This is a genomic window from Pedobacter jaeyakensis (assembly GCF_054461315.1).
Genome location: NZ_CM136921.1, coordinates 2,609,709 through 2,623,091 on the forward strand (window position 1 = coordinate 2,609,709; position 13,383 = coordinate 2,623,091).

General features: G+C 42.1%; 13 protein-coding genes. 5 read left to right on the forward strand and 8 right to left on the reverse strand.

The features are described from left to right. Positions 1–24: 24 nt before the first annotated feature. Both ACXZ1K_RS11670 and ACXZ1K_RS11675 read right to left on the reverse strand, forming a co-directional pair. On the reverse strand, positions 25–630 hold the full coding sequence (locus ACXZ1K_RS11670; protein ID WP_458969844.1) for a hypothetical protein: 606 nt from the start codon (positions 628–630) through the stop codon (positions 25–27). After that, the gene (locus ACXZ1K_RS11675; protein WP_458969845.1) at positions 627–1,100 is read right to left on the reverse strand and encodes a (2Fe-2S)-binding protein; all 474 of its coding nucleotides are present in this window, start codon (positions 1,098–1,100) and stop codon (positions 627–629) included. The genes ACXZ1K_RS11670 and ACXZ1K_RS11675 overlap by 4 nt, the downstream gene beginning before the upstream one ends. Positions 1,101–1,270: 170 nt before the next feature. Between ACXZ1K_RS11675 and thiD the strand changes: the two genes are divergently transcribed. Beyond that, entirely contained in the window at positions 1,271–2,104 is an 834-nt protein-coding gene (gene thiD, locus ACXZ1K_RS11680; RefSeq protein WP_458969846.1) for a bifunctional hydroxymethylpyrimidine kinase/phosphomethylpyrimidine kinase, read from the forward strand. On the opposite strand, the gene ACXZ1K_RS11685 is transcribed toward thiD, so the two are convergent. Then, entirely contained in the window at positions 2,091–4,286 is a 2,196-nt protein-coding gene (locus ACXZ1K_RS11685) for an alpha-galactosidase (protein ID WP_458969847.1), read from the reverse strand. The two genes, thiD and ACXZ1K_RS11685, sit on opposite strands and share 14 nt — an antisense overlap. 138 nt (positions 4,287–4,424) lie before the next feature. Continuing rightward, positions 4,425–5,111 (reverse strand): type 1 glutamine amidotransferase domain-containing protein, encoded by a 687-nt coding sequence (locus ACXZ1K_RS11690; protein WP_458969848.1) that lies wholly within the window; start codon positions 5,109–5,111, stop codon positions 4,425–4,427. A gap of 123 nt (positions 5,112–5,234) precedes the next feature. On the opposite strand from ACXZ1K_RS11690, the gene ACXZ1K_RS11695 reads away from it, so the two are divergent. From ACXZ1K_RS11695 to ACXZ1K_RS11705, 3 genes are all read left to right on the forward strand, one after another. Beyond that, positions 5,235–5,804 carry a Crp/Fnr family transcriptional regulator gene (locus tag ACXZ1K_RS11695; RefSeq protein WP_458969849.1) on the forward strand — a complete coding sequence of 190 codons (570 nt, stop codon included), beginning with the start codon at positions 5,235–5,237 and terminating at the stop codon, positions 5,802–5,804. A 97-nt stretch (positions 5,805–5,901) separates the two neighbouring features. Beyond that, positions 5,902–6,336 (forward strand): carboxymuconolactone decarboxylase family protein, encoded by a 435-nt coding sequence (locus tag ACXZ1K_RS11700; RefSeq protein ID WP_458969850.1) that lies wholly within the window; start codon positions 5,902–5,904, stop codon positions 6,334–6,336. 42 nt (positions 6,337–6,378) lie between these two features. Continuing rightward, a complete protein-coding gene (locus tag ACXZ1K_RS11705) occupies positions 6,379–7,935 on the forward strand; it encodes a CotH kinase family protein (protein ID WP_458969851.1) in 1,557 nt (518 codons plus the stop codon). A 35-nt stretch (positions 7,936–7,970) separates the two neighbouring features. Here ACXZ1K_RS11705 and ACXZ1K_RS11710 read toward each other — a convergent pair whose 3' ends face one another. The 4 genes from ACXZ1K_RS11710 to ACXZ1K_RS11725 form a co-directional block, all read right to left on the reverse strand. Beyond that, positions 7,971–8,390: an OsmC family protein gene (locus ACXZ1K_RS11710; protein ID WP_458969852.1), complete on the reverse strand. Its 420-nt coding sequence runs from the start codon at positions 8,388–8,390 to the stop codon at positions 7,971–7,973. A gap of 84 nt (positions 8,391–8,474) precedes the next feature. Continuing rightward, positions 8,475–9,077, reverse strand: coding sequence for a DUF1684 domain-containing protein (locus ACXZ1K_RS11715; protein ID WP_458969853.1), 603 nt, complete (start codon positions 9,075–9,077; stop codon positions 8,475–8,477). 43 nt (positions 9,078–9,120) lie between these two features. Then, positions 9,121–11,562 carry an alkaline phosphatase family protein gene (locus tag ACXZ1K_RS11720; RefSeq protein ID WP_458969854.1) on the reverse strand — a complete coding sequence of 814 codons (2,442 nt, stop codon included), beginning with the start codon at positions 11,560–11,562 and terminating at the stop codon, positions 9,121–9,123. 2 nt (positions 11,563–11,564) lie between these two features. Then, on the reverse strand, positions 11,565–12,362 hold the full coding sequence (locus ACXZ1K_RS11725) for a hypothetical protein (protein WP_458969855.1): 798 nt from the start codon (positions 12,360–12,362) through the stop codon (positions 11,565–11,567). Between the two features lie 149 nt (positions 12,363–12,511). Here ACXZ1K_RS11725 and ACXZ1K_RS11730 point away from each other — a divergent pair, with 149 nt between their 5' ends. Further along, positions 12,512–13,339 carry a sulfurtransferase gene (locus ACXZ1K_RS11730; RefSeq protein ID WP_458969856.1) on the forward strand — a complete coding sequence of 276 codons (828 nt, stop codon included), beginning with the start codon at positions 12,512–12,514 and terminating at the stop codon, positions 13,337–13,339. Positions 13,340–13,383 lie beyond the last annotated feature (44 nt).

Here is a 13,383-nt window from a genome sequence, read left to right on the forward strand (position 1 = left end):
TGATTAAGAATCAATTGGTTGCTATTATCTATTTGGTGCATAGGCACCGGTATTGAGCCAGGTTAGCCAGGCTTTCTTGAATTCTGCGTGAGATATTGGAGGTAATGAACGCCCTTCGCCAGGGTTCCATCCGGCGAGTACCAAGCCATCATCTGCATGCGCAATCAATTTCTTCATGTCCTTATGGCCATTCTGTTTAGGATCAACTAATTGTTTGGCCAGCTGACGTGGTGTTCTGCCCTGAAAGACCATCTTCATACCAGCCGGAGGTAAGTGCCAGTTTGGATTTCCCGGAGGCGTGTGTAAGCCAGGGGTGTTTTCTGGTTGGTGACAATTGGCACATTTCATGGCTAGTACGCCCTTACCATCCAATCCTCTTTTAGGAGACATGGTGTGTAACTTGCTTTCATCGCCCTGCAAGGGTATGTTGCCAGAGGGGTGACAGTTCATACAACGCGGACTCATCAATACCCTATAGACTTGTTTAAACGCAGTAACGGATGCAATACTGTCTTTCTTTACAGCAGGAGAGATTGGTTTACCTGAGTTTGTTTCCCTGGTGCCACTTAAGCCGAAGGCCATAACGGCGACCATGGTAAGCATAATTCCGATTACGATGATCCCTTTCATGATTTACCGCCTTCCTTCATTTGTAATTCTGCAGCCAAATGAATGGCTTTACGTATCCTGAGGTAGGTACCGCAACGGCAAATGTTGCCCGCCATGGCGTCGTCAATATCCTGATCTGTAGGGTTCGGTTTTTCCCGAAGCAATACTGCCGCAGACATGAGTTGTCCGGAGTGACAGTATCCGCATTGCGGAACATCTGCCTCATTCCAGGCGACTTGCAAAGGGTGGTTATTGTCGCTAGACAACCCCTCAATTGTGGTTACCTGCTGGCCAATGGCCCTTTTTACCTTTGTGACGCATGACCGCACTGCTTCTCCATTGAGGTGAATAACGCAGGCTCCGCATTGGGCAACCCCACAACCATATTTGGTGCCTGTTAAGCCCACTAAATCCCGGATTGCCCACAGTAAAGGCATTTCTGGGTCTGCATCGATCTGGTAATCTTTTTGATTTACGTTGAGTGATATCATAGCTAATCCGTTAAAAAGGCATTGGTAACTAATTTAAGTTTTTAACAATCAAAACAAGGAATTGATTGGTATTATTTCTGTTTCCAAGTTGTTAAAAGTGTGAATGCGTATGGTGTATTGCCAACTAATAATAATGATTTATCCCTAACTTAGCCCTGCCTTTATTATAAATGAAAAGATATACCTATCCAAGCGTATTGACTATTGCCGGTTTTGATGGCAGTGGAGGGGCGGGCATCCAGGCTGAAATCAAGACAATCTCAGCCCTGGGTTGTTATGCAACATCAGTGCTTACCGCTCTTCCGGTCCAGAATACTACTGGGGTGAAAGCGGTATACCCAATACCGGTTCTGGCAGTTAAGGAACAAATGGAGGCCATATTTGAGGACATTTATCCGGATGCCATTAAAATGGGAATGGTGCATACCGAAGACCTGGTAACTGTGATTGCAGCAATTTTATCTACCCATGCCCATGTGCCCGTTGTGTTTGACCCGGTTATGGTGTCATCGAGCGGGCATCGGTTACTAGAAGAGCAGACCATATGTGCTATAGTGGAAAAGCTTTTTCCAATTGCTCACCTGATCACGCCGAATTTGGATGAAGCGGCAGTGTTGGCCGAGATGGAAATTACTACTGTGGCGCACATGTACCTGGCGGGAGAGAAAATTCTTAAACTGGGCGCAAGAGGAGTATTGCTAAAAGGCGGTCACCTTAAATCAGCGCAGCTTACCACTTTATACTTTAGTGAAGCAGGTGATGTATTTGAATTCCATTCGTCTAAAATTGAGACCAATAATACTCATGGTACGGGATGTACATTATCCTCTGCCATAGCCAGTTACCTGAGCAGAGGAGAAACAATGCTTGACGCGGTGAAACTAGGGCAGGATTATGTGCAGCAAGCGATTATTAGCGGACAAGATGTTATTGTTGGTAAGGGAAAAGGTTCGCTAAACCATTTTTTTGACCCAAAACAACTTATTAAAATTAATGAGGGCTAGCCGTTACTCTTACTACTACGCTAGTCCGGTTGCTGCTGACTTCTGGATTAAAACCAACCTTCATTAAAAAATCTCCGGAATAGGATTGCTCCTTGTCGATTGGAGACTTTGTGCCGGGATAAAGGTTAATTTCCTCTAGTTTATACATCTTGTTGGGGTCCAATCCTTTTAGCTTGATGGGAAGCGATACGCCATTGGTAAATAATGTAGCCACATAGTAATTAAATAGGATGGCTTGTTCTTTAGCTTCGTCTACATAGGCGATTGATGCCACTTTGTTTTCGTAAGGATCTTGCAGGCGGTATTGTTGCCCGTGCCAAACAATGTCTTTGAACTCATTATAGGTCTGGACAGCTTTTTGGCTAAACAGCAAATCATTTTTGCTAAGCTCATTGACCCGGACATCGTAGCCCAATTTGCCCATCATGGCGACGTCTGTTTTAAACTTAATGGGTTGTTTGCCCATGTCTGTAATGTGGTTATCGACCGCGATTGAAGGAAAATAATAGGAATATTCCCACTGTATAAAGATCCGGTCGTACGGATTGGTATTGTCGCTGGGCCAGAACTCGGTAAAATATTTAAGTGCTGCGTAATCTACCCTTGATCCTCCGCCTGCACAAAGCATCATCGGGGTTTTGGGGTACTTTTTCCGAATCCGTTCCAGCACGTTATTCAATCCCCTGATGTATTCGATGTAGAAATGGTCCTGATTCTTCAACGTAGGAGAGTGGGCGTTGTAAATTAAAGAATTGCAGTCCCACTTGATGAACGCAAGTTCTGGTACTTCTTTAAAAACATCATCTACTGTTTTAAAGATGAAATCCTGAACCTTTGGGTTGGTGAGGTCCAAAACCAACTGATTGCGCATGTAGTATTCTTTTCTTTCAGGCTGCCGGATGATCCAGTCGGGATGATTTTCATAGAGTTCACTCTTGGGGTTCACCATCTCAGGCTCAAGCCAGATGCCAAATTTAACACCGCTTGCAGTGGCCTCTTTGCCTAGTGCGCTAATCCCATTTTTTAGCTTTTGTTTGTTGTACTGCCAGTCGCCCAGTCCGGAAGTGGAGCCATTGCGGGGATATTTATTACCAAACCAACCATCATCTAACAGAAAGACATCAACCCCTAATTTTTTAGTGTCTTTGGTGAGCTCGTTTAGTTTTTCGTCGTTAAAATCGAAATAGGTAGTTTCCCAGTTGTTTAAGATGGTGGAGCGCTCACCTTTGCCGTCCAGCAACTGGTAATTCCTTGCCCAGTTTTGCAGGTTCCTGCTGGCCAAACCTTTGCCGGCAGAGGAATAGGTGTAAACGAAGCGGGGGGTAATAAATTTCTCGCCTGCTTTGAGTGTATAGTTAGCCGAAAAGTTATTGATACCTGCGGTGATTCTTAAGTAATTTTCGTCGAAAGACTCAAAATCGAGTTTGAAGTTTCCCGACCATGCTAAAGAACCGGCAACCACCTCACCTATGTCTTCAGAGGCAGGCTGGTCAACGGAAACCATGAAAGAAGAGGAGTGCAGCAGGTTTGTTCTTGTGCCCAGTTTTGAATCAATAGTTTTTATACCATGCAGCAATTGCTGCTCTTCAGACCGCATTTCCCTGGTAGCACCACTGTACTGATTTTTTAGGAAGAACTTTTTGCCGCTTAAGGTTAAGTTTGCTGAAGCATATTTATTTAACACGACCGTGCCTTTTTCCTGATGCAGGATCTCCACCCATTGCTCAATCACATCTTCGTTGTAGTAGGCAAGATAGTTAAGTATTACCTGAAACTTGTATTTTGAATCTTTGAGAACGACGCTGGTTAACTTTCTGTTCTGGTCAATCTGTTCTGTTTTTACTTCGGAAAAGGTGAGAACGGTGGATTTGTTGCCATCTCCATGAGTAACTGTTAATGCAGGTTCTAATAAGTTGAGTGAGCCAGAGGCGATGTAAGCCTCATGTTTGTTAAACAGATCGTCAGACCCAGGCTTGTACTTATCCAGGGTTTGAATAACAGGATATTCATCCTCGTTATTCAATTTTTTCCCCAGGTAGCTTGATATTAGTGAATTGTCTTTATCCGTTTCCAGAACAAGGACATTGTTCTTCGTCGTTATTTTAAAAGTTTGCTGTGCAAAGTCAGTTTGAGCGATGGACATAAGTAATATGAGGATATTTATGGTTTTTTTAACTGTCATGCCTTTTTTAGTTAGGTCTTGATACAGCTAATAAACCAATATGTGTTTGTTAGTACTACACGTTTATTATCTCATTGTCACCTTATTTTGTTGAGCTTATGCACTGAATTTGCAGATGGTAAATACTTTAAACGATTCTTATTTACTGGCTTTTAAGGTTTCTAAAAGTAGGTTAGCAGTTTCTTCTGATGAACCTGGATTTTGACCAGTGATCAATAAGCCATCTTTCTTTACATGAGAAGACCAGTCGGCACCCTTACTGTAAATTCCACCCAGGCTTTTCAACTCGTCTTCCAGGAGAAAAGGTACTACATTGCTGAGTTGTACGGCATCTTCTTCTGTATTGGAAAAGCCGGTAACCTGTTTCCCTTTCACGAGCGGCTCTCCAGTACTTGACTTAACCTTTACCAGCGCTGCAGGCGCATGACAAACAAAAGCAACAGGTTTTTGATGTTGAATGAAGCTTTCAATTAGCGATATGGAGGTCTCATCATTGGCTAAATCCCAAAGAGGACCGTGACCGCCCGGGTAAAAAACAGCATCGAAGCCACTTTGATCAACCTCAGTCAACTTTAAAGAATGAGAAAGCTTTTCTTTCAGCTCATCATCTGCATGGAATCTTTTGGTCGCAGCAGTTTGATTTTCAGGGCTATCACTTTTAGGGTCTATTGGTGGCTGACCACCTTTAGGTGATGCAATAGTAAGTTCAACGCCGGCATCAGCCATTACGTAATATGGAGCAGCAAATTCTTCTATCCAAAAGCCAGTCTTATGCCCGGTATTTCCTAGTTCACTATGTGACGTTAATACAATTAATACTTTCATGTTTTTTTATAAATTAAGATCACCACTTTTATGCGGAGTTAACTGATTAAACAACCCAGCGAAGCGAAGTGTTTCATCCTACCAAAAGAATTATGACTATTTTAGCGGCACCTGGAAAGAAACATGTATAGCGCGCTTTATAATCACATCCACAAGTTTACAGATTTGAATCCGGCAGATCAGGAGGTTCTTGGCCTGCTGTTGAAGACTGTGACCTATAAAAAGAAAGCATATCTGCACCGTGCAGGAGAAATCTGCCGCTATAATTATTTTGTTGTGAAAGGTTGCGTCAGGCTGTATTTTATTGACATAAAAGGGGTGGAGCAAACTACCCAATTTGCAATAGAGAACTGGTGGATTTCAGATTTGACCAGTTTTATGTTTCAGAAAACTTCAGAATTCTATATCCAGGCAGCTGAGGTGACTGAAGTAATTGCTATAGAACACCATCATTATGAGGAGATGTTTGTTAAACTGCCTCAACTGGAGAAATATTTCAGGTTGATATTTCAGAAGCTGCACCAGGCTTCTCAAATCAGGATTAAATATCTGTGCAGTCAGACGGCCGAAGAACGGTACGTCAATTTTAATAAGATGTTTCCGCAATTTGTACAGCGGGTTCCGCAGTATATGCTTGCATCATATTTGGGTTTTACGCCAGAGTTTTTGAGTAAGATAAGGGCGAAAAAATAGATAGACAGGTTTCCATTGGCTATTTGTTTTCTTAAACTACATTAAGTTTTTTGCGGCGTAGGGGGCTGATCTTTACATCGTCATTAAAAACAATAAAATGGAAAACAGAATCAATATCCAGAAAGTGGAACCAGCGGCCTACCAGGCAATGTACAGTTTAGAAAAATACCTTTCTACCAGTAAATTAGACCCTATACTTTTAGAATTAATCAAAATGAGGGCATCTCAATTAAATGGTTGTGCGTTTTGTTTAAATATGCATGCTACAGATGCCCGCAAGCTGGGAGAGACAGAACAACGGTTATATCTTTTGAACGCCTGGAGAGAAACAACTTTGTTTACAGAGCAGGAACAAGCTGTACTGGCATTAACGGAAGAAGTAACACGCATTAGCAATCATGTTTCTGATGTGACCTATAACAACGCAGCAGGATTATTTGATGAACACGAATTGTCGCAAATTATTATGGCAATTGTAACCATTAATGCCTGGAACAGACTGGCTATTACCGCAAAATTGATGGTAGGTTAACTAAAAAATTGTTATGTTAGTGTTAACGAAATATAAGTTAACATGAAACGATTGCTATCCCCCCTTTGCTTTGCGCTTGTTTTTTTTAGTTGTAAGAAAAGTGTGCCGATTGAAGAACCACCTTCGCCTGAGCCTGTAGTGGTGGTTAAGGATTCTGTTTACTTATCGCAGGTAAAGATTGAGCCAGTCAACAACACCGATAAAGTTCAACAAGATATCATTGCAAAAATCGTTAATGATACCATTAATGTGCTGATTCCTTCTTTTGAGAACAACAAGAAGTTTGTGGTTACCTTTACCGCTTCAAACGCAAATGTGACGGTAAATGATACGTTGCAGGTGAGCGGAAAGACGCTTACAGATTTTAGCAAAATTATTGATTACAAGCTTACCTCTGCTAAAGGAACTATAAGAACTTACAAGTTTAACCTGAAGAACTTTACCGGGCTTCCAATATTGTATTTGAATACTACTGATTCTATAACATCTAAAGATACCTATGTAACAGGTAGCGTAGCAATCAATACCAATAACCTTTACGACCAACCGCTTAAAAACATCACATTGGAAGCCAAGGGGAGGGGAAATAGTACCTGGGGAATGCCCAAAAAGCCTTACCGTTTGAAGTTTGGTACAAAAGCACCAATGCTTGGAATGGCCACTGCAAAAAACTGGGTATTGCTGGCTAATTATTCTGACAAAACTTTGATGCGAACCAGTGTTGCGTTTGATTTGGGCCGTAAGATAGGAGCCGATTTTACATTTGACGGAAGGTTTGTGGAGCTCGTTATGAATGGCAAATACGCAGGAAGTTATTACCTGACGAGCCAGGTTGAAGTGAATGAGAACAGGGTAAATATCACAGAGCTTAAGTCTACGAATACATCTGCGGCAGACCTAACAGGTGGTTATCTTTTAGAACAGGATATGCGATTAGATGAAGCGGTCTGGTTTAGGACCAAGACCGCCAATCTTCCCCTAACCATAAAATCGCCCGACGGGATTACAGCCGCACAGTTGGCGTACATAAAGGATTATATGCAACAAACTGAAGATGCAATCATTTCTGAGAACTTCACTGATCCGGAGAAAAGCTATGAGAAGTTTATAAAGCCGGAATCTTTTATCAACTGGTTTATTGTTCAGGAAATTATGAAAAATGAGGACGCCCAGGAGAAAACCAGTATTTTTTATTACAAAAACAGAAATGAAAAATTAGGTTTAGGACCACTGTGGGATTTTGATCTCGCGGCAGGGAACGTTGATTATTCCAATTCAAGATATGCTACTGGCTGGTGGATTAAAGACGGGCCGCTGTTTAAGCATTTGTTTAAAGACCCAAAATTTGTGGCAAAGGTGAAAGCCAAATGGAACGCGATAAAAGGAAAAGAACTGAAAGATATTCCCGCCAATATTGATAGAACAGCATCATATTTAAGCCTCTCTCAGCGAGAGAACTTTAGAAGATGGAATATACTGGGGGTTTATGTTTGGCCTAATCAGTTTGTACTGGGCAGTTATGAAGCTGAAGTTGGGCAGCTGAAAAAGTGGCTCAACGAGAGGATTTCCTGGTTAGATGTCGAGATCAATAGATTATAAAGCCAGTGCTTTAGAAACACTGGCTTTGCAGATGACTATCCGTAGGTTACAGATAATGTAATGGGTACGCTCAATGCTTTAGATACGATGCAATTGGCTTTAGCACCTTCTGCAATCTCTTTAAATTTAGCTTCGTCAACACCATCAATGGCACTGGCTTTCAATTCTAAATGGATACCGGTTACACTTAAGGCCTGCATGTCTAAATCCAGGATTGCCTCTGTGTTCAGATCACCAGCAGTGATACCTTGTTGTGATAAAGTAGCACTCACCGCCATGGTAAAGCATCCAGCATGTGCCGCAGCGATCAATTCTTCTGGATTAGTGCCTACACCATCCGCAAAGCGGGTTTTGAAAGAATACTGGGTTTCATTTAATATTGTGCTTTGAGTACTGATTTCGCCCTTTCCTTCTTGTAAGGTACCATTCCAATGTGCTTTTGCTGTACGTTTCATGTTTCTTTGTTTTAACTATTGTAAATTTAGGGTATTTATCTTTTAATCTTCTACTGAAATTCAGCCCTTTTTGTTTGAAAAAAGTTAATGTTTTTTATCAGATGCGTAGCTCTTCTCGCCAGCTTCAATTGCTATTTTTAAATGATTTGCTTCTGGCGGTTTTGGACAAGAATACCCACCACTAAATGCGCAATACGGGTTGTAGGCTTTGTTGAAATCAATTGATACGGTTCCATCATTAAAGTCGCCCGTTCTCAAATCGATATACCTACCGCCAGCATAGGTTGTTGCGCTATTGGTTTTGTCTGTAAAAGGCAAAAAAAGATAATCAGCAAGTTCAGGTCGCTTTGCAAATGAGGTATTCCTGTATACAGTTAGCTTTTGTGGTTTTCCTTTTATATGGAATTTCAATAGTGCATAAGGCACATACTCAGCACCGGAGCCAGCAAATACGGGCATGATAAAGGGTTCAGCATCTGTTAGGATGGTAGCTGTTGCTTTAACGTTATAGGTGTTGTCGGCCTCATAAAAGCGCAGGTATTGCAGGTCTTTCTCTTTTAAAGGAGATCTAGTATCTTTCAAGAAATCCTCTGCATAGTTTTTTCTGTGCAGGGCAATCTGTGATTTAAAATCTTGAGAATAGCCCCCAAGACTAAGCAGGCATAATGATATAAGAATGTACTTCATTTAAGAGTGTATTAAGACTAGCGATCCATAAAGTTAAAGTTTATTAATCATCATCATCCTTTTTCTTCTTTTCTAAAATAACGAAGGCGCTTCTTTTTGGAGCAGGCATGATGCTGTGCTCACCTTTCACGGACTTCCATACTACTTCATTGAGGTCGAGATCGGGCGCAGCATCTTCTTTGGCAAAGTTGAAAAGCTCAGATCGTTTGCTGCTTTCATTTACCGCCACATTCCTGGTGTCTATATTGATCAGAGGCTTTTTAACCGTGTAGGGTGTGAAATCTGGTTTGCTGGTAAAGCACTCGAATAGGGGCATGGCCCCTGCATCATACTGGCTCATTGGCGGCAGACCAAGAATCAATTCCATTGTTCTCAGGAATCCGGATGTGGAATACATGGTATGAACTGCGGTATGTCTTTTGACATACGGACCGATTACATATGCTGGTGAGCGGTGTGCATCTACATGGTCTGGGCCGTTTTGTGCATCATCTTCCAGAATAAATACCACTGACTCTTTCCAGATAGAACTATGAGAAAGATGCTCAATAATGCGACCCACGGCCAGGTCATTATCTGCAACAGCTGCTTGTGGAGATACTTTGCCTTTCTTTTGACCACTGGTATGGTCGTTAGATATCCTCAAGGTGCTGAATTGCGGAACCACGCTGGCATTTAACAAAGAATCGAAATCATGTTCCCAGGCATCAGCCCTTACCTGATCGGTGATGTCCATATCAAAGCCAGGAGAATTTGGACTCATGTGCCCCTGCAGGGACTTAATATTGGCTTTACCGTAGGCACCAAACTCGCCATAACTTCTGTAGGAGATTCCGGCACGCTGACAATAATCCCAAATAAATCCACCTTTCGGATAAGTAACTACCCGTCCCCCCTCGAAACTCGTAGAACCACCGCGTGAACCATAACTTGTTGGCCATGTTTTTTCCACGATATCTGTAGCGTAAGCTGCCATGCTCCAGTTGTGTCCATCAGCACTTACTTCTGCATCTACATAAAAGTTATCCAGCAGCACATAATTCTCTGCAAGGGCATGCTGATTTGGGGTTATTTTTCTGCCGAAAAGGCAAAGAGAAGAATCGCCGTTACCCTCTGGCATGTCGCCAAGCACCTGATCGTAAGTCCGGTTTTCTTTAATTATATAGAATACGTGTTTGATTGGCGATTTCTCTCCGGCTCTGCGAGGGATAGGGTTACCGGCCTCTCCATCAGCAACAATAGTTCTTTTATCGTTGAAAGGCGAATTGGCATAGACCTGCTTGGTGTATGTTTTTAGCTCTTCTGGCTTAGGCGTGTTGATGAAAGATAAACTGCCCTTAAATAATCCCGCGATGTATTGTAGTCGGTCGTTTGCAGTGCTGCCCATATGATAGCCGCTGTCATCTACCTTGGAAATAGGCTGCGGTCCTTTCGGATTAGGCAATGATGTATTGCCTTTTCCATTGCTGACCAATATTTTATTACCCAAAGTTTTAACGCTGGTAGGATACCATCCAACAGGAATAAAACCCTGGCTCTGGCTGTTGCCCGGTTTGCTCACATCAAAAACTGCGAGGCAGTTGTTATCGGCATTGGCAATGTATAACGTTTTTTCGTTGGCACTTAATGCAAGTCCGTTGGTTGTTGAACCTGTAAGTTGCGTGGCATAAAGCGTGGTGGCTATGGTTTCTGTTACTTTGTTTGTTAATGTATTGATTACAGAAACAGTATTGTCGCTAGCGTTGGCTACAAAAAGGGTATTCCCTTTATTATTGAGCAACAACTCATTCGGATGATCACCTACCGGAATTATTTGAGCTATATTTTCTGTACTGAGATTGACAACTGCTATTCCTTTGCCGCCCCATAAAGAAACATATAACCTGGCTTCATCTTTAGAAAGTAAGCAGCTGTAGGCTATCGCAGGTAATTGAATTTTTTTAAGGATCTTTTTCTCTCCCGGGTTGATGATGTATAATGTGCTATCTTCTTTTGTTACCGTGAAAAGTTTGCTGTTGGATTTGTTAACGACAATGCCTGCAGGACAGATCTTTCCTTTTGGCCAAACAGGGCCTAATTTGATGGTGTCGCAAGAACCCAGCATTCCATTTTTTAGCTTGAAATCATATATCCAGTTGTCATTACCCCCTGAAGCGTATAGATGTTGCTCATCTTTACTGAAAGCCAACCCATACCATGATTTTGCAAGCACGCGTTCATCTATGATACGTTCTGTTTTGGGATCTATGAGTTGCAGCGATTGTGTGCTTTGTCCATTATTTGTAGTGGCGAGGAAATTTCCAGAGGGGCTTACCTGCAAATTTAGCGGTAAGTCGCCCAGTTGAATTGAATGCCCGGCCGGACTCAGTTTCCATCCGTTGGGCAACAAGATTTGATTTCCCTGACCAGTTTTTCCAGGAAGTTGTGCTAAGGCCTGTCCGCCCCAAATAAGGGTCACTAAGATGATAAGATATGATGGTTTCATGGTTACTTATTGAAAAGATTAAAATTAATCAAGGCCCGAAGTGAATAGCCATTCATGCTGGAACCAAGTTCGCGAATTGCTTCAGAAGGCAAAATGTTACTCCTTGTAGCATAAAAAACTGGTCCACCAGATAGTGAAATCGAAAGTTTTGAATTTACCGGAGATACGTTTAAGGATGGGCCGACCATGAGTTTTGCACCACCTTCAGCCTCATCGGCTTCCCAAAATCCTTCTAAATCCTGGCCAACGGCTTCAAAACCAAGGAAGACTGAAGGGGAAAGTCGGTATTGAAAACCCAGGCTACTTATAAAATCGAGTTTATCCCTGCTACTTTCAAAAGCTTTCTCGAACCTTAGGTTACCAGTTGCCCGCCATTTAGATTGGTCGTAAGACAGTACAATTCTGCTGATTGCGGATTTAACATTAGACCAATCACGGCTTGCGCCTAAACCAAGGCCAAGTCTGAAGCCATGAGTAGCTTTTCCACCACCAATCAGGTCGCGCAAAACTTCGGCTTGCTGGGCAGAATTAACCCCACCTTTGTTGGCAAAACCCAAAGAAGCAGTAGCATATAAGGTAAAGCGATTGCCGAGATAACCTTTAACGCCAAATTGCTGTCCCATCCCGTCATACCCAAATTGACCGGAGGTGTGTTCTCCATAACTTCCGGAATAGTGGACGTTCCAATAGGAGGAATTGCCTGTAAGTGAGTTAACCGTGTATAAAAATGGTTGAGGAGTTTGCTGGGCAGAAGCTCCCAATGCGAGGCCTAGTAAGGCTGTAAACAATAATTTTTTCATAAACAAAGCGCTATATTAGGTTATTACTATAAATAAATCCGTTGTTCAATGTTAATATTGAGTTAAGTCTGACCATATAAAGATAATTACAAAACTTATCCATTCATTTTAAATTAAAGCAGAATATTATCTTTGGATCAAACTTTAATATGATGTCTGCAAATTTATCTCCCATAATACAGCCTGAAGAGCTGGTAAAGCTAGCTGGATCTGAAAATGTAGTTTTAGTAGATGCCAGTGCTGGTGCTAAGGCGCGTTATGACGAGCAGCATTTGGCCGGTGCGTTCTTTGCGGATGTAAACGATGATTTGGCCAATATTGGTGATTTTGCAGTTGGTGGGAGACACCCTTTACCAACATTTGAGCAGTTTTCTATGGTCCTTGCCAAATTTGGTATATCAAAGGATACACATGTTATTGTTTATGATGATAAGAACGGCGGCAATGCAGCTGCTCGTTTGTGGTGGATGCTGAGGGCTATTGGACATGAAAAAGTGCAAGTTGTAAATGGTGGCTTTGATGCAGCACTGAAGGCTGGTTATCCTGTCGACAACCATATCGAAATACCTAAAGCAGTTCCTCAATACAAGATTACCTCATGGAATTTGGGATTGGCGGATATGTCTGAAGTTGAAGCCGTAGTGAAGACTGAAGATCATCTGGTGATCGACGTGCGCGATGCCAATCGCTATGCGGGTTTAACAGAACCAATTGATTTGGTTGCAGGTCATATTCCAGGCGCAATCAATATACCTTTCACGGAAAATTTGGATGCAAGTGGCAGGTACCTGCCGCCGAATGTGTTAAAAGACAAATATGTTGAAGCGCTTAAAGGTATTGAGCCTCAACATGTAATTGTACATTGTGGTTCCGGTATAACGGCATGCCATACCTTACTAGCAATGGATTATGCGGGCTTAGAGATCCCAAAACTATACGTAGGATCATGGAGTGAATGGAGCCGGAATAAGTTGTAATATATCCGTTACATGATACTTAACTAAGTGCTTAGTTATATATT